General features: G+C 35.0%; 15 protein-coding genes. 4 read left to right on the forward strand and 11 right to left on the reverse strand.

Going from position 1 to position 16,242, the window contains the following annotated elements; genetic code table 11:
- Positions 1–12 precede the first annotated feature (12 nt).
- Positions 13–1,161, forward strand: a complete 1,149-nt coding sequence (locus ACMA47_RS17150) for a methionine aminotransferase (RefSeq protein ID WP_413930758.1) — start codon at positions 13–15, stop codon at positions 1,159–1,161.
- Positions 1,162–1,252: 91 nt separating this feature from the next.
- On the opposite strand, the gene cls is transcribed toward ACMA47_RS17150, so the two are convergent.
- From cls to ACMA47_RS17165, 3 genes are all read right to left on the reverse strand, one after another.
- On the reverse strand, positions 1,253–2,719 hold the full coding sequence (gene cls, locus ACMA47_RS17155; RefSeq protein WP_413930759.1) for a cardiolipin synthase: 1,467 nt from the start codon (positions 2,717–2,719) through the stop codon (positions 1,253–1,255).
- Positions 2,720–2,799: 80 nt separating this feature from the next.
- Positions 2,800–3,564, reverse strand: coding sequence for an SDR family NAD(P)-dependent oxidoreductase (locus ACMA47_RS17160; RefSeq protein ID WP_413930760.1), 765 nt, complete (start codon positions 3,562–3,564; stop codon positions 2,800–2,802).
- Positions 3,565–3,653: 89 nt separating this feature from the next.
- The gene (locus tag ACMA47_RS17165) at positions 3,654–4,592 is read right to left on the reverse strand and encodes a helix-turn-helix domain-containing protein (RefSeq protein WP_413930761.1); all 939 of its coding nucleotides are present in this window, start codon (positions 4,590–4,592) and stop codon (positions 3,654–3,656) included.
- Between the two features lie 276 nt (positions 4,593–4,868).
- Here ACMA47_RS17165 and ACMA47_RS17170 point away from each other — a divergent pair, with 276 nt between their 5' ends.
- Complete coding sequence (locus ACMA47_RS17170; protein WP_413930762.1) at positions 4,869–5,027, forward strand: hypothetical protein; 159 nt, start codon at positions 4,869–4,871, stop codon at positions 5,025–5,027.
- Positions 5,028–5,443: 416 nt separating this feature from the next.
- On the opposite strand, the gene ychF is transcribed toward ACMA47_RS17170, so the two are convergent.
- The 6 genes from ychF to ACMA47_RS17200 all read right to left on the reverse strand — a co-directional run bounded on the left by ychF (position 5,444) and on the right by ACMA47_RS17200 (position 11,772).
- Positions 5,444–6,535, reverse strand: coding sequence for a redox-regulated ATPase YchF (ychF, locus tag ACMA47_RS17175; RefSeq protein ID WP_034696517.1), 1,092 nt, complete (start codon positions 6,533–6,535; stop codon positions 5,444–5,446).
- A gap of 180 nt (positions 6,536–6,715) precedes the next feature.
- Positions 6,716–7,267 (reverse strand): ferritin, encoded by a 552-nt coding sequence (locus ACMA47_RS17180; RefSeq protein ID WP_413930763.1) that lies wholly within the window; start codon positions 7,265–7,267, stop codon positions 6,716–6,718.
- Between the two features lie 245 nt (positions 7,268–7,512).
- Positions 7,513–9,129, reverse strand: coding sequence for a glycoside hydrolase family 10 protein (locus ACMA47_RS17185; RefSeq protein ID WP_413930764.1), 1,617 nt, complete (start codon positions 9,127–9,129; stop codon positions 7,513–7,515).
- 129 nt (positions 9,130–9,258) lie between these two features.
- The gene (typA, locus tag ACMA47_RS17190; RefSeq protein ID WP_079241980.1) at positions 9,259–11,064 is read right to left on the reverse strand and encodes a translational GTPase TypA; all 1,806 of its coding nucleotides are present in this window, start codon (positions 11,062–11,064) and stop codon (positions 9,259–9,261) included.
- 137 nt (positions 11,065–11,201) lie between these two features.
- Complete coding sequence (locus ACMA47_RS17195) at positions 11,202–11,408, reverse strand: bacteriocin-like protein (protein WP_413930765.1); 207 nt, start codon at positions 11,406–11,408, stop codon at positions 11,202–11,204.
- A gap of 109 nt (positions 11,409–11,517) precedes the next feature.
- Positions 11,518–11,772 carry a DUF1294 domain-containing protein gene (locus tag ACMA47_RS17200; RefSeq protein ID WP_413930766.1) on the reverse strand — a complete coding sequence of 85 codons (255 nt, stop codon included), beginning with the start codon at positions 11,770–11,772 and terminating at the stop codon, positions 11,518–11,520.
- A 194-nt stretch (positions 11,773–11,966) separates the two neighbouring features.
- On the opposite strand from ACMA47_RS17200, the gene ACMA47_RS17205 reads away from it, so the two are divergent.
- Positions 11,967–12,323 (forward strand): hypothetical protein, encoded by a 357-nt coding sequence (locus ACMA47_RS17205; RefSeq protein ID WP_413930767.1) that lies wholly within the window; start codon positions 11,967–11,969, stop codon positions 12,321–12,323.
- A gap of 90 nt (positions 12,324–12,413) precedes the next feature.
- Here the strand turns inward: ACMA47_RS17205 and ACMA47_RS17210 are convergent, their stop codons facing one another.
- Both ACMA47_RS17210 and ACMA47_RS17215 read right to left on the reverse strand, forming a co-directional pair.
- Positions 12,414–13,091: a YceI family protein gene (locus ACMA47_RS17210; protein WP_062675166.1), complete on the reverse strand. Its 678-nt coding sequence runs from the start codon at positions 13,089–13,091 to the stop codon at positions 12,414–12,416.
- A 110-nt stretch (positions 13,092–13,201) separates the two neighbouring features.
- The gene (locus ACMA47_RS17215; protein WP_413930768.1) at positions 13,202–13,513 is read right to left on the reverse strand and encodes a hypothetical protein; all 312 of its coding nucleotides are present in this window, start codon (positions 13,511–13,513) and stop codon (positions 13,202–13,204) included.
- Between the two features lie 259 nt (positions 13,514–13,772).
- Between ACMA47_RS17215 and ACMA47_RS17220 the strand changes: the two genes are divergently transcribed.
- Positions 13,773–16,175 (forward strand): hypothetical protein, encoded by a 2,403-nt coding sequence (locus ACMA47_RS17220; RefSeq protein ID WP_413930769.1) that lies wholly within the window; start codon positions 13,773–13,775, stop codon positions 16,173–16,175.
- The last annotated feature ends 67 nt before the right edge of the window (positions 16,176–16,242 follow it).

A 16,242-nucleotide genomic window follows, 5' to 3' on the forward strand; every position in this document is an offset into this window, starting at 1 on the left:
AAAACTGTTTTTATGATACAACTTCCTTTATCGAAACTTTCCAATGTAGGAACTACTATTTTCAGTCAGATGACTCAGCTTGCCAATGAAAATGAAGCCATCAATCTGTCTCAGGGTTTTCCTGATTTTATGCCAGATTCAGAATTATTAAATCATGTAGATCATTTTATTAAAAAAGGGTTCAACCAGTATGCACCTCTTGGCGGAATGATTGGCTTAAAGGAAGAAATTGCACGAAAAATTGAAAACAGCCACCAGGCAGTTTACCATCCGGACTCTGAAATAACAGTTACTGCAGGCGGTACTCAGGCGATTTTCACGGCTATCGCATCATTTATTAAAAAAGATGATGAAGTGATTATTTTTGAACCGGCGTATGATTGTTATGAGCCTACGGTAGAGCTTTTCGGAGGCATTGTAAAACGATTTGAAATGAAAGCTCCGGATTATGAAATCAACTGGGCGGAAGTAAAGAATCTTGTCAGTGAAAAAACCAGAATGATCATTCTTAATAATCCTAACAATCCTTCAGGAAAAATCCTGAAAGAAAATGATATACAAGAACTTATCAAACTGGTAAAAGGCACTTCCATTCTTATTTTGAGTGATGAAGTGTATGAAAATATTGTTTTTGATGGGAAACAGCATTTAAGCATCTGTAAGTATCCGGAATTGAAAGAAAGAAGCCTTCTTGTGGCCTCTTTTGGAAAGCTTTTTCATGTTACCGGATGGAAAGTGGGCTATTGTGCTGCACCTAAAATCTTAACGGAAGAATTCAGGAAAGTACATCAATTCAATGTGTTTTGTGTAAATACGCCTATTCAGCAGGCCCTGGCAGAATACATGAAAAATGATGAACACTATACTTATCTGAATCAGTTTTTCCAGGAAAAAAGAGACTTTCTGAGAAAAGGTCTTGCAGGTACATCCTTCGAGCTTCTGGATTGTGAAGGAACTTATTTTCAGGCGGTGAAATATGATAAGATTTCAGATAAAAATGATTTTGATTTTGCTTCAGAACTTACTATCAATCATAAGGTGGCCAGCGTTCCTTTCTCTTCTTTTTATAAAAACAAGCTGAATGAGAATGTGATCAGGCTGTGCTTTGCCAAGAAGCAGGAAACTCTGGAAAAGGCGCTTGAGAATTTATCAAAGATTTAATACTTTCTGCTTAAAACAAAGAGGTAAAGAGATTATGCATAAAACTCCGGAAATGTTTCCGGAGTTTTTATTTTCTATTCACAGATGAATTTTAAATTAACGGAGAAAGCAATCTGGCCAGATGTTCAAAAAAAACTTTGAATTTTGACCTTTTTTTCCAGGTACCAAGGAAGATTTCTTCACAATCATTCATATCTTCAATAAAAAGGTTTTTAAGCTTCTGGTTAATTTCAGGATCAAAGATTAATGTATTCACCTCAAAATTAAGTTCCTGACTTCTGACATCCATATTCGCAGTTCCTACAGACGAAAAATGGTCATCAACAATCATTGTTTTGGCATGAATAAACCCTTTTTTGTAAAAGAATACTCTCACTTTGTTCTCCAGAAGTTCTTCATAATAGGAATAGGCCGCGGCATTCACCACTACTGAATCTCCTGATTTTGGCACCATAAGCCTTACATCAATTCCCGAAAGACCAGCCTGCTTTATGGCATTCAATACCGTTTCAACAGGGATAAAATAAGGTGTTACAATATATACTCTTTTTTTGGCAGAAAGAATTGCCGAACTGGTGCTCAACATAATGGAAGGTCTGGTATCAGGTCCACTTGCAGCAACCTGAACGAGGGAACTTCCTGCTTCAGTTTTTTTATAATCGAAATACGATGTTGAGATTTCGGGAAATTTTTCAGTAGCAAAAACCCAGTTGCTGAAAAACAAAAATTGAAAATAAAAAGCAGCTTCTCCTTTAATATAAAGGTGAACATCTCTCCAGTACTGTTTTGGATTAGGATTGATGTATTTATCCGAAACATTAATGCCACCTGTAAAAACCTCAGTACCATCTACAATAATAATCTTCCTGTGATCTCTGTAATTCACTCTGTTGGCAAGAAGCCTGAAAGTAATTTTGTTGACCGGAGATACTTCCACTCCCGCTTCCTGTAATTTTCTTAAAAACTTCCATCCTAATTTTCCACTTCCCAGATCATCATAAAGAAAACGTATTTTAACACCTTGCCTTGCTTTTCTCATCAACAGATCAGCAAGCCTGTTTCCTACGTCGTCATTATCATAAATATAATATTCCAGATGGATATGATGTGCTGCCTTTTCAAGTACTTCGAAAACTTTTTCAAATTTAGCCTCACCATTAATCAGTACTTCTGTATGATTTCCTTGAGAAACAGGTGCATTTCCGGCATTGTAAAGAAAATTAACAGTGAGCAAAAAATTCTGTAATTCTTCCTGATGAGCAATCAGTGTTTTATGATGGGTTTCTTCAATATATTGCTGTACTTTTTGATATATCTGCTCATTACGTTCTACTTTGAAAGTATAAAATTTATTCTTTTTGAAATTGACTCCAAAAACAAAATAAATAATGATTCCAACTACCGGAAGAAAAATAATAAGCAGAAGATAAGCCAGTGTTTTGCTTGTATTTCTGGTATCCATAATGATCTTACCCGCAAGGAAAGTAACCCCGAGAAGATAAAGGGCCTCAAGTCCCAACAGAAGGTATGGGTACTGATCAAGAAATTCTTTAATCATATAAACTGATCTCTAGATTAAAGATAGTGAAAAAGGCCAAAAAGGAAATTAAAAATTTCGCTTTTTGGCCTTTTAAAGTTCTATAGGAACATTCCTCCTGAAACTTCTATTCTTTGTCCATTGATCCATCTTGCGTCTTCCGTACACAGGAATGCCACCACTCCACCAATATCATCCGGAAGACCTACTCTTCCCAGCGCTGTAGCACCTGCTACCATGGCATTGATCTCTTCATTGTCTCTTACTCTTCCGCCACCAAAATCTGTTTCAATAGCTCCCGGAGCCACAACATTGGCTTTGATTTTTCTTGAACCTAATTCTTTAGCCATGTATTTCGTAAGCATTTCTACTCCTGCTTTAATTGATCCATAAATAGAGGATCCTGGTGTTGCAAATCTTGCTAACCCTGAAGACACATTGATAATACCTCCTCCATCATTAATAAATGGCAATAATTTTTGAGTCAGGAAAAACACTCCTTTAAAGTGAATATCTACCACATCGTCCAACTGTTCTTCCGTTACTTCTGTAATCGGGGAATATAATGCTGTTCCTGCATTATTGATCAGATAATCAATATGAGTACTTCCTGTATTTTGCTGCAAATGATCTGTTACGTTTTTCACAAAAGTATCAAAGCTTTTAATATCTTTTGTATCAAGCTGAAATGCTACAGCATTTCTTCCGATTGATTTAATTTCATTGACAACAGCATCTGCCTCTTCTTTGTTGCTTCTGTAGGTAATAATAACATCTAATCCTTTTTGAGCAATTTTAAGTGCTGAGTTTTTCCCTAATCCACGGCTTCCTCCGGTTACCAGTGCAATATTTGTTTTTGTGTTCATTGTATTTTGATTATTTTGATGGTACAAAGTTGGGATATTTTCAGACTGAAGTGTTTGCTTGAATCAATCTGAAATTTGCAAAATTCAAATCAGGAACGAAATTCCAATGGGGTAAACGTTGTTTTCCTTTTAAAGAAATTGGAAAAATGCGCAATCTCTTCAAATCCCAGAGCATAGGATATTTCTGAAACATTCCATTTCGTCTGTTTTAAAAGTATTTTAGCTTCCTGAATAATCCGGTCCGAAATAAATTCTGTGGTTGTCTTTCCGGTGCTTTCTTTTAACCTTTTGTTTAAGTAATTGACATGAACAGCCAATCGGTCTGCATAATCTTTTGCAGTTTTCAATTGTAGCCTCTGTTCCCATGATTCAATAGGGAACTGTCTCTCCAGCAGCTCTATAAATAAGGAAACTACTCGTATGGATGCATCATTTGAAGCCGATATTTTAGAGGCAGGCTGTAATTTCTGTCCATAATGAATCAGCTCCAGAACATAGTTTCTGATCAGATCATATTTAAATACATAATCTGAATCTATTTCTTTTTTTATCTTTTTAAAAAGGCTTTCAATTTCTTCTGCAAGCTCACCATCAATTTCAAAAACAGGAACTCCACCTGGCTGAAAAATAGGAAGATCTTCCAGATTATAATAAGACTTATCCTTAATAAAGAAGTCTTCCGTAAATACACAGAAACTTCCGGACTGATCCGGGTCTTCAGGAACCCAGTGATAGGGAACTTTAGGTGTAGCAAATAATAGAGCGTTTTGTTTTATTGAAATTACTTTGTCTGCATATTCTGCTCTATTTCTTCCTTTTATAAAGCTTATTTTATAGTACTTTCTTCTGTTATAAGGCATTTCAGAAGTAGCCTTTGCTCTTTCTATCGTTTGGGCAATATCAAAAACATTAAAGTGACCAATGTCTTTGTGAAGACCTTTTGGAAAAATACTTTCAAGATCCTTTCCCAGCTTGTCTGCCATGGCTTTATAAAAATCTTCCAGTGAAGTGTGTGCTATTTTTTCCATCACAAATGATTTGTAAAATTCAAATATACAAACTTATCAACCAACCTTTTTGAAATGATTACAGATTGTTCTCCGGAACTTAAAACTCTTTTAATTTCAAAAAGTACACTATACTAATATGTTAAAAATTTCAATATAACAGCTTATTTTATTTGAAATTTATTACAGATATTAAAGACACTGCAGTATATTTTTTTAATTTTTTTCTATACACAGTGATATAACTCATTTATTTTTATTATTTTCGTTAAAACTAACCCATTAAAAATCAAACCAATGGAAAACAAAAATTTAAATCACGGAAAAAAATTGAACAAAAGACAATTAAGAGTAATTACTGGTGGAAAAGAGATGTGTTTGCTTCCAGACCTGACTTGTAAGAAATATTCTTTTGCCTGTGCAGAATTACAATGCCAACCTGGTATTGAATTGTAAAAGCAAAAAAAACTAAACCATAAAAACTTTAACGAATGAGAAATCAATATTTAAATAATGGTAAAAAGCTCAATAAAAAAGAGTTGAAGACCATTAAAGGAGGTATAATGATATGCAGCCATCAAGGTATTTGTGCACAAATTCATCCTTCATGCTCTGAACCTCAGTGTAGAACTGGACAGGCACAGTTAAGATGTACAGATATAGTTAATAACTGTGTGGTTTTCTCTGTCTCTTGTATAGAGCCAAAATGCCGATTCGACATAGGTATTCCTCAGCTTTAAGGACAAAAATAAAAACTGCTCTCAATTTCGGGAGCAGTTCTTTTAATCAATAGTATCTATTCCCAATAAAAGCAAAAAACGCTCCCAAATTCATGGAAACGCTTTTTATTATAACTAACTTTAATACTTTTCTTATACGTTGAATCTAAAGTGCATGATGTCACCATCCTGTACGATATATTCTTTACCTTCTACAGAAAGTTTTCCGGCTTCTTTTATCTTTACTTCAGAACCGTAAGTAATGTAATCGTTATACTTGATTACTTCTGCACGGATAAATCCTTTTTCAAAGTCTGTGTGGATAACTCCTGCAGCTTGTGGAGCTGTCCATCCCTGTCCGATAGTCCAGGCTCTTACTTCTTTTACTCCAGCTGTAAAATACGTCTGAAGTTTCAAAAGATCATATGCTTTTCTGATCAAACGGTTTACACCAGGTTCTGTAAGTCCTAGTTCATCAAGGAAAATTTCTCTTTCTTCAAAAGTTTCAAGCTCATTGATATCAGCTTCGATCTGTGCTGCTAATACTACTACTTCAGCACCTTCGCCTTTCGCCATTTCTTCAATCTTAGCAATCCACTCATTTCCGTTTTTGATAGAATTTTCATCTACGTTACAAACGTAAAGAACAGGCTTATTCGTCAACAACTGAACTTCTCCGATGATTGATTTTGTAAAGTCATCAGTGGCAAATTCTCTTGCATTTTTACCATCTTCAAGAAATTTCTGTAAATTCTGAAGGGTTTCGTAAGTAAGAATATCTTCTTTCTTCCCTGATTTGATGAATTTTTTAGCTTTTTCAACTGCTTTTCCTACGGTTTCAAGGTCTTTCAGCTGAAGCTCAATATCAATAATTTCTTTATCTCTTAATGGGTCTACCGAACCTTCTACGTGAACGATATTTCCATTATCAAAACATCTTAAAACATGAATAATCGCTTCACACTCACGGATATTAGCTAAGAACTGGTTCCCCAATCCTTCTCCTTTGCTGGCTCCTTTTACAAGACCTGCAATATCAACAATCTCAACTACAGCGGGTAAAACTCTCTCAGGTTTTACGATTTTCTCCAGTTCAAACAATCTCTGATCCGGTACAGAAACCGTTCCAAGGTTCGGTTCAATAGTACAGAAAGGATAGTTTGCTGATTGAGCTTTTGCATTGCTCAGACAGTTAAAAAGAGTTGATTTACCTACATTCGGTAAGCCTACGATTCCACATTTCATATTGTAAAATTCAAAGTTTAAGGTTTAGGAGTAACTCAAGAAATCTTCAACTTTAAACATTGAACACAGAACCTTGAATTACGAGTGTGCAAAGATAGTGATTTTTGCCAGAGTTTCATAATAAAAAAATCTGCCAATATTCTGACAGATTTTCAAAAGGTTTGAATTCACCGGATTTTTCTATGGGTTAACACCTGTAGCATTCTGAGCCAGCGGAACATCATTGGGTGCTTCCTGTAAAGTTTTATCTAAAGTAAATAAAGATTCGTCAGTAGCTCTGTCACCTCCTGCAATTTTTAATTTATCTATTAAGTTTTGAGCCAATGTTTCCTCTTCAATCTGTTCCTGTACAAACCATTGCATAAAGTTCCAGGTTGCCCAGTCCTTTTCTTCCATGGAAAGATCTACGATTTTGTAGATAGCAGTTGTATTATCTACTTCGTGTTTAAAAACACCGTCAAAGCAGGCTGTAAGGGTCTTAGGATCAGCCGGAGGAGCCGGAATGGCTGTTACTTTTGGTTTTCCGCCTCTGTTTAAAATATATTCCATGAATTTAATAGAGTGATTTCTCTCTTCCTGGGCGTGGCGGTAAAGAAAGTTGGCTATTCCTTGATAACCCTTGTCGTCGGCCCAGATTCCATAAGATAAAAAAACGTGTGATGCATGAATTTCTTTGTTCATCTGATCGCTAAGTGCTTTTTCCATGTTGGTGGAAAGTCTTTTAGTATTCATAATGTTATATTTTGGTGATTATAGAATGAATCATGCAAAAACAGTTCCGATAAGGTTATTATTTTATGTTAAAACACCCAGTAACGCTTTAAAAACAACTGATATTCAATTATTTAAATTGATAATTTATAGTTATTCTAAAATAAAAACCGGCTCTGTCTGAGAACCGGTTTTATTAAATTCATGATTGAGATTGCTTCACCTAAAGGTTCGCAATGACATATTTAGAATGGGTTGTATCCCAACTATTTAATCTTTCTTGCTGTATAATCACTTTCATTTCCTAATCTATCGATAGCTTTGATAGCCACTGCGTTCAGCTTTTTCCCGTCTTTAGATTTAGGAATGTCTTTTGACAGGGTATCAAGCGTTAAAATTTCTGTTTGCCATACTCCGTTATATTGAGTAAAAAGCACCCATAGAAATACATCGGCAGCATTTTTTGTACTCCAGCTTGTCTGAGCAAAACTTCCGTTATCAGCAATAAATAAGGTAGGCGTCTGCAATGGAACAGCTTTTATCCATGGAGATTTCGGAACCAATGCTTTTTCATTGTATGGACCACTTTTCAAGGCCGGAAGCATATTGGGGTTTTTGGTAAGCCCTGCAATGCTCCAGTGAATTTCTCCGGCATCATTTTTAAGAATATTTCTGGAAATAGCAATCTGGTTTTTGATTTCCGTTGGACGGTCTGAGACTTTAATCTCAACAGTATTCAAGCCCGGCCATAAGTGACGATTCATTGTATTTTCAGACTGCCACCAGCTCAGCAGAGCTTCGAAGCTTTGTCCTTTAGAATCTATGGGCCAATAAAGCTGTGGAGAGAAGTAATCTACCCAGCCTTTATTTAACCATAATTTAGCATCTGCATACAATTCGTCATATTGAGAGGAACCAATAACTCCCATAGGATATCCGGGTTTCCATATTCCGAATGGGCTGATCCCAAATCTTACATTATTTTTTTCTGCGTGAATTTCTTTATAGATACGTTCCACAAATTTATTCACATTATCTCTTCTCCAGTCTGCTCTGGATAAGGTACCTCCGCTGCTTAGGTAAGCATTCCAGCTGGCATTATCGGGAAAGTCTGCTCCTTTATTGTAAGTAGCATAAGGATAGAAATAATCATCGAAATGTACAGCATCAATATCGTATCTTTTTACAATATCTTTCACCACATTGGACACATGCCCTTGTGTTTTCGGATTAGCCGGATCAAACCAGTACATTCCGTTCTTTAATCTTACTACAATATCAGACAGCTTATTGGCCATTGACAGGTTATTAACAGCTCCGCCATTTGTATGGTGTGCACGGTAAGGGTTTAACCAAACATGCAATTCCAGACCTCTTTTATGAGCTTCTTCAATCCAGAACTGAAGCGGATCATAGTTTGGATATGGAGCCTTTCCTGTTTCTCCGGTCAGAAAGTAAGACCATGGTTCTATATTACTTGTATAAAGTGCATCTGCAGAAGGTCTGATCTGGAAAATAGCAGCGTTGAAATTATTGTCTTTCAGCATATCAAGCATACTAATAGCTTCTGCTTTCTGCTGATCTACTGTAAGATCATTTCTTGAAGGCCAGTTGATATTGGCAACACTGGCAATCCATGCTCCACGGAATTCTCTTTTGATTTCCGGAAGATTAGTTCTGAAGTTTTCATCACTTGAAGCAGCTGTTCCTGTTGTAGGCTTCGTTACTACCGGATTTACTTTTGGAGGATTTGTATTGTTGATTGGTTTTGTCGGATTCTTTGTGGAAGGTGTTTTTACAACATTGTTCTGAACGGAACATGAGGTAGTGTAAGATGCAAAAAAGCCCAGTAAAACGATAAGTTTTAATTTATTCATTCTCATAGTCACAAAACTACATTAAAATTTATTTTTATTCTTAGAGATTATTATGCCAAAATAAGCATTTTAATGGGTTGGCATAGAAAAAAAGCCTCGAAAATCGAGGCTTTTTTATATTTTAAGAATTTTAGATTAAGCTTTCGCTCCTCTTTCAACTCTTTTTCTTTCTTCTTCAGAAAGGATTTTCTTTCTCATTCTGATAAAGTTTGGAGTAACCTCGATAGCTTCATCACCCTGGATGTATTCCATACATTCTTCCAGAGAGAATAAGATTTTTGGAGCAACACCTGTATCTTTATCTTTTCCTGAAGCTCTCATGTTGTTCAACTGTTTTGCTTCAACGATGTTTACAACCAAGTCACCAGGTTTGTTTTGTTCACCGATGATCATTCCTGTGTAGATTTCCTCACCCGGATCAACGAAGAACTTACCTCTATCCTGTAGTTTTGCAATAGAATATTCTGTAGCAGGACCTGTAGTTTTGCTGATCAAAACACCATTGTTTCTTCCAGGGATAGCACCTTTGAAAGGCTTATATTCTGTGAAACGGTGCGCCATGATAGCTTCACCAGCCGTAGCAGTCAACATCTGAGAACGTAATCCGATCAGACCTCTTGAAGGAATTTCGAATTCCATGTGCTGCATTTCACCTTTAGTTTCCATAATGTGAAGGTCACCTTTTCTCTGAGTTGCCAAGTCGATAACTCTTGAAGCAAATTCTTCAGGAACATCAACAACCAAAGATTCATAAGGCTCACATTTTTCACCGTCTATTTCTTTGAAGATAACCTGCGGCTGACCAATTGTCATTTCGTACCCTTCTCTTCTCATTGTTTCAATCAAAACAGATAAGTGAAGAATACCTCTACCGAATACTAAGAAAGTGTTTGCATCATCAGTCTGTTGAACTCTTAAGGCAAGGTTTTTCTCTAATTCTTTTGTTAATCTTTCTTTAAGGTGGTTTGAAGTAACATATTTACCATCTTTACCAAAGAAAGGTGAGTTGTTGATAGAGAACGTCATGTTCAACGTAGGCTCGTCAATTGCCGTTCTTTCCAATGGCTCAGGATTTTCAAGATCAACGAAAGAATCACCAATCTGGAAAGCATCGAAACCTACTACAGCACAGATATCTCCAGCTTTTACTTCAGTTACTTTTTTCTTTCCTAATCCTTCGAAAACGTAAAGTTCTTTTACTTTTCCTTTTACAATTTTACCTTCTGCCTGAGCAAGACCGATCCATTGAGATTCTTTGATTTCACCTCTTGTAACTTTTCCGATTGCAATTCTTCCTAAGAAAGAAGAGAAGTCAAGAGAAGTAATCTGCATCTGAAGATTTCCTTCTGTTACTTTCGGTTCAGGAACATATTGTAAAATACCATCTAATAGTGGTAAGATATCTTCAGTTTGCTCTAATGAAGTGTTGAACCATCCTTGTTTTGAAGATCCGTAGAACGTAGGGAAATCCAATTGCTCTTCTGTAGCTTCAAGGTTGAAGAATAAGTCAAATACTTTATCATGAACTTCGTCAGGACGGCAGTTTGGTTTATCTACTTTGTTGATAACCACTAATGGTCTCAATCCTAATTCCAATGCTTTCTGAAGTACGAATCTTGTTTGTGGCATTGGTCCTTCGAACGCATCCACTAACAAAATAACCCCATCAGCCATTTTCAATACTCTTTCTACTTCTCCACCAAAATCGGCGTGACCAGGAGTATCAATTACGTTAATTTTTGTGTCTTTATAAGTAACAGAAATATTCTTGGATAAGATGGTGATCCCTCTTTCTCTTTCAAGATCGTTGTTATCCATAATTAACTCCCCACTCTCCTGATTTTCTCTGAAAATGTTGGTAGCGTGAATGATCTTGTCAACCAAAGTCGTCTTTCCGTGGTCAACGTGTGCGATAATCGCAATATTTCTAATGTTTTGCATAAAAGATTTTTACGGGTGCAAAAGTAGTGATTTTTAATGAAAAAATATTTAGTTATCTAAATATTTAATAATTTGTTTAAAATACTTATTCACAAGGCAATAAAAAAAGAGTGTCCGAAAAACACTCTTTAGGTTATTTATACACAAGCTTGTATTTCGCATGGATCTATCACAGGGGGTTCTCCGCATATGATGTCAAATTCTGCGCAATTGTTGGAGAATCCTGTCGCCCATCCCCATCTTACAGCACATGTGTCGGCATCTTTACATTTTACCATTCCTTTAACGATTCCTCCCTGAACTGATTTCATTTCAGTTCTGGAAATTTTTCTAAGATTTCTCATGTTGTTTTGTTTATATGTTATTAGCATGGTAAAAATATAAAAAAAACACAATAATTAATATATTATTCAAATATTTAACATTCCGAAAAACTATTTTTAACATTCACAATCAATGTCTTAGTAACCTGTAAAACAAAACAAGATCAATTAAAACAACCAGTATAAATTTCATGAGAAAAGATTTTTTAGAAACTTTATGATTGAAGAGAATCATTCCCATAGCGGCTCCTATAATTCCGCCCAGCAGAGAAATTCCTAAAAGGGTATTTTCGGAAATTCTCCATTGATGCTTTTTGGCTTGCCATTTATCAAAACCAAAAATACCTAATGTAAGTACATTTATTATCAACAGAAAAGGAATCATTCTTCATTTAATTTGCGGCAAAAATAGAGCTTAATTTATAAAAATATACTTGCACATTCCATATTTTTAAACCATTAAGGAAGATTTAAAAAGTAAAGTATAGTTAAGATGAATCATTCTGATTTTTTAAGCTTACAATGAATATTATTTAATATGATCTTAATGTTTTAAATTTGCTTTTTAAAAATAAATCAATGACAGTACACGATCTGGTGGGAAGCTACTCTATTGAAGGAAGTAATCAGGAGGAATCTTTCCTGCCAACTTATCATGGTATATTGACCTTATCTGTAGATGAAAATAATCGCATTATCGCCCAATGGATGATTGGTGACCATCAGCAAAACGGGACAGGATTTTATAAAGACCAAATTCTAGTGATTAATTTCAACTACGAAGGAGAAGATGATAAAATCTATAAAGGAGTTGCTGTATACCGCTGCCTGGGCAAAGACGTACTGGATGGATTCTGGTCTGAGAAGCACGGAAATCCTTTATATCTGGGAAGTGAATATTGTGTAAGAATCCAGAACTCCAAGATTGTAAATTAGTTTCCTTTTCCATTTGAGCAAAAAAGCTTTCTAAATAACAAGAGCTGTCTTCGTGAAGACAGCTCTTGTAGTTATTAAAGTTTAAATAACTTATTTTTTAGCTTTTACGTCGATTGCAATCTCGATATCTTTGCTGATCATCCATTCTGCAGGATCTGCTTCAGAAGTACCGAATTTAAGCCCCCAATCCGCTCTGTTTACAGTGAATTTAGCCTGAATCGCTGCTGAATTTTCAGCCACCTCTACTTTCGCAGGGAACGTAACATTCATTGTTTTTCCTGATAAAGTAAGGTTTCCGCTTACCGTTTTATTAGCTCCTGCCACAGCATCTTTTGGTGCTTCTTTCAAATCTGTAACACTTGTAATTTTGAAATCTGAAGTAGGGTTTTTCGCTACATCAAAGAAATCAGGATTTTTTAAGTGCGCCTCAAGATCAGCTGGTTTTTTATCTTTTTCTGTTACTGAAGCCGGATCTACTTTGATAGAGTTCATGTCAATTACAAAGTTTCCTGCAGAAACCTGACCTGCATCAACACTGATATCTCCAGACTTCACCGTAAGTGTTCCCCAACGAGGTGCCATTCCTCCTTTGTGGAAAGCTTTCCAGTTTACTACTGAGCCTACTGTATCTACTGCCAGTGTTTCTCCTTTGCTCTCTGCTACAGTTTGTTCCTGAGCCGTGGCTGCAGTTTCTGCTGTTTTTCCTTTATCACATGATGCCAAAAGCAATCCTACTCCTACTAATGCAATTACGCTAATTTTTTTCATATTGAACTGTTTTAAAAAAGTTTTGAAATTTTGTTGTTTTCGGGTACAAAAATAGAAAAATGTGCTTTGCATCATCTTAACATATATCAAGAAATATAAAATTATCCAAATTATTTGCAATCATACACCCATTTACGATACACATCCCATCTGTATTGAGAATCATAACTACTGGAGAATTCCGTATCTTTTTGAGTCCCATTTCTGGAGCATTCAGCAGAATTATCTTTCTGTGGGTTTCCTTTAACCACCCATCCTGTATCAGAATAATCACTATAAGTACCATCGTTCCCGTTTTTTAAAATCACGGTCCGCTCGTATTCCTGTACCGTGCAATTACACTTTTTAGGCTCTTCATATTCTGTGACTGTACAAGATATTATAAAAGAATAACAGATGAATAATGTAAATATTTTTCTCATGTTTATTATTGCGGTTATTAGATTTTAGCAAAGCATAAATAAGTAAATATTTAAACATTATCACATAGCAAACAAAAAATTAATCATTAGTTTTCTATTATTTAAAGTCATATTAATAGATTCTACGATAATTATTTATTCAATATATCTGAAAATTACGATTTCTATCATTTTAACTGAATCTATTTTTTCTGTTTTAATTTATCACAAAAAATGTATTTTTAATGCATCATAAGAAGAACGAAAGTTTTAAGAAAACATGTCAAAAAAACTAATAACTCTATTTACACTAAGTACAATCTATTGTCTTAATGCACAATCAAAAGCCGAAGAAGCTCTCAAAACATTTGAGCAAAAATATCCTCAGGAAAAAATACATCTGGTATTGGATAAAAACAATTATATTGTCGGAGAGAATCTTTGGTTTAAATCATTTGTATTTGATGGTTATACTACTTCTGCTATTTCTACCACCCTATTTATAGAGCTGTATGACAGCAACAAAAATCAGATCAGCAAAAAAATAATTCCTCTATTCAATGGAGAAGGTAACGGTAGCATTATGATTCCCAATTCTTTAAAAGAAGGAATCTATTATATCCGGGCCTATACTACATGGATGGCTAATTTCAATAGTGATTTTCAACGTATAGAAGCCATTGCGGTTTACAATCCTTCTTCTCCTGAGAAACTGACAATTGATTCTATACCTGAATGGACAGCATCAGCATATCCAGAAAGTGGAACCTTTATAGATAACATCAATACCAAATTTGCTGTAAGGCTACAATCAAATGGAGACGCACCCTCTGACTGGGAAGGTTATGTCATAGATAGTGAAAATCCGGATATCAAAATAGTGGAATTTAAAGGACTTGACCAAAACATTGGCACATTCAATCTCAGTCCGAGAAGTGGAAGAAAATATCAGCTTGTCGTTCAGGATAAAAAAGGACAGCAACAAAGTATCAATTTACCAGAAGTCTCATCATCTGGAATAAACTTACAGGTAACCAATGATAAAGATAATGTAAAATACACCTTAAAATCCCAAAATATTTCTCAGGGATCAAAGTATTATACAATTCTGGGAACCATTAACAATCAACTTGTTTACAAGGCCAAAATTAATAAAATCAATAACGATATTCAATATTCTATATCTAACAATCAACTCGTTAATGGAATTTTACAACTTACTGTTTTTGATGATAAAGAGAACGTAATTGCTAATAGGCTTTGTTTTGTAGAACCACAATCATTGCGGACAAAAACTCCCACACTGCAGTCTCTTTTATTAAACGATATTCCTCGTGGAAAGAATTCGTTTAATATCACTAAAGATCAAAATTATTCCAATTATACAGTTTTAGTCATTGATGCCAGTACTGGAAGTACGGAAGACAACCAAAGTTTATTAAGTTCATTATGGCTCACAGGGGATATTACCACAAAGATCACCAAGCCAGCACAATATTTCACAAAAAACCGTAATAACAATGCCTTAGACGCTCTTCTTATTTCAGAAAAATGGACTCGTTTTGACTGGGAATCAATTATTACCGGAAATTATCCTATCATTAAATATCAACCAACCAATTACCTTTCTTATAAAGGAAAAATTAATATTCAAGGTCAACCTGCCCCCAATACAGATTTAAATTTGGTTTTTGACTCGGGTGTAGGAGCCAGCTTTTTTCAGGTCAAATCTGATCAGAATGGCTTTTTTACTTTCGACAATCTAATTTTCGAAGATTCAATGAAGTTTTCATACAAACCAAATTCTACATCAAAAAAGCCTGACAATAATTATTCTGTCTATTTTCAACCTAATTATAATTTTATAGCATACGATAAAAAACTGCCTTCAACGTCCTATAAATTAGTTCCTCGATCTCAGAATGACAAAGTAACTAATGAAATAAGCAGATCCATTATAGCCCTTAATACAAAAAAAAGCATTAGTGAAAAGATAACAAACATTGAAGAAATAAAATTAAAAGCAGATAAAAAAAATAAAACAAAAAAATTAAATGATGAGCTTAGCAGTAACTTATTCAAAAGCATCAATGAACAGATTTTTGACTTTGTAAATGACTCCAGCGCCCAGGGATCAAGTGATATTTTACAATGGCTTCAAGGAAGAGTTGCTGGGTTAACCATTACCCTGCAAAATGGAACATATACTCCAAATTTAAGAGGAGGAAATGTTAATATATTTCTTGATGAAATGCCTATAGATGCCAATCAGATCCCTAGTATATCAATATCTGATATCGCAATGGTAAAAATAATAAAAGGACCTTTCGTTGCAAACTCCGGTGGAGGTGATGGAGCAATAGCCATTTATACCAAACGCGGAGGCAGTGCAGGATCTGTTGACAACAGTACCAAACCATCTCAATTAAGACAAATAACTTTAAAAGGGTATGATAAACCAGCCACTTTTGAAAGTCCTGTTTACGAAAACGATAGTTTTAAAAGTATCCCACAGGACACTAGAAGTATTCTTTACTGGAATCCTTTTTTAGAAGATCAGCCCTTAGAACCTTTAAATATTCAGTTTTACAACAATGATGATGCTAAGAAATACAAAATCATTATAATGGGATATGATAAAAATAATGAAACACCTCTTTACTATAATGAAATTCTGCCTTAATTAATTTAAAAATTATCATACAGCCTGGTTACATTTTCTGTAATCAGGCTTTTTTTATATTTCAACT

The organism is Chryseobacterium sp. T20 (assembly GCF_047345655.1).
Lineage (GTDB): Bacteria > Bacteroidota > Bacteroidia > Flavobacteriales > Weeksellaceae > Chryseobacterium.

Bases quoted from the DNA above. Each gene is read 5' to 3' on its own strand.
- ACMA47_RS17150 (WP_413930758.1), top strand. From the start codon at position 13: ATGATACAACTTCCTTTATCGAAACTTTCCAATGTAGGAACTACTATT.
- cls (WP_413930759.1), bottom strand. From the start codon at position 2,719: ATGATTAAAGAATTTCTTGATCAGTACCCATACCTTCTGTTGGGACTT.
- ACMA47_RS17160 (WP_413930760.1), bottom strand. From the start codon at position 3,564: ATGAACACAAAAACAAATATTGCACTGGTAACCGGAGGAAGCCGTGGA.
- ACMA47_RS17165 (WP_413930761.1), bottom strand. From the start codon at position 4,592: ATGGAAAAAATAGCACACACTTCACTGGAAGATTTTTATAAAGCCATG.
- ACMA47_RS17170 (WP_413930762.1), top strand. From the start codon at position 4,869: ATGGAAAACAAAAATTTAAATCACGGAAAAAAATTGAACAAAAGACAA.
- ychF (WP_034696517.1), bottom strand. From the start codon at position 6,535: ATGAAATGTGGAATCGTAGGCTTACCGAATGTAGGTAAATCAACTCTT.
- ACMA47_RS17180 (WP_413930763.1), bottom strand. From the start codon at position 7,267: ATGAATACTAAAAGACTTTCCACCAACATGGAAAAAGCACTTAGCGAT.
- ACMA47_RS17185 (WP_413930764.1), bottom strand. From the start codon at position 9,129: ATGAGAATGAATAAATTAAAACTTATCGTTTTACTGGGCTTTTTTGCA.
- typA (WP_079241980.1), bottom strand. From the start codon at position 11,064: ATGCAAAACATTAGAAATATTGCGATTATCGCACACGTTGACCACGGA.
- ACMA47_RS17195 (WP_413930765.1), bottom strand. From the start codon at position 11,408: ATGAGAAATCTTAGAAAAATTTCCAGAACTGAAATGAAATCAGTTCAG.
- ACMA47_RS17200 (WP_413930766.1), bottom strand. From the start codon at position 11,772: ATGATTCCTTTTCTGTTGATAATAAATGTACTTACATTAGGTATTTTT.
- ACMA47_RS17205 (WP_413930767.1), top strand. From the start codon at position 11,967: ATGACAGTACACGATCTGGTGGGAAGCTACTCTATTGAAGGAAGTAAT.
- ACMA47_RS17210 (WP_062675166.1), bottom strand. From the start codon at position 13,091: ATGAAAAAAATTAGCGTAATTGCATTAGTAGGAGTAGGATTGCTTTTG.
- ACMA47_RS17215 (WP_413930768.1), bottom strand. From the start codon at position 13,513: ATGAGAAAAATATTTACATTATTCATCTGTTATTCTTTTATAATATCT.
- ACMA47_RS17220 (WP_413930769.1), top strand. From the start codon at position 13,773: ATGTCAAAAAAACTAATAACTCTATTTACACTAAGTACAATCTATTGT.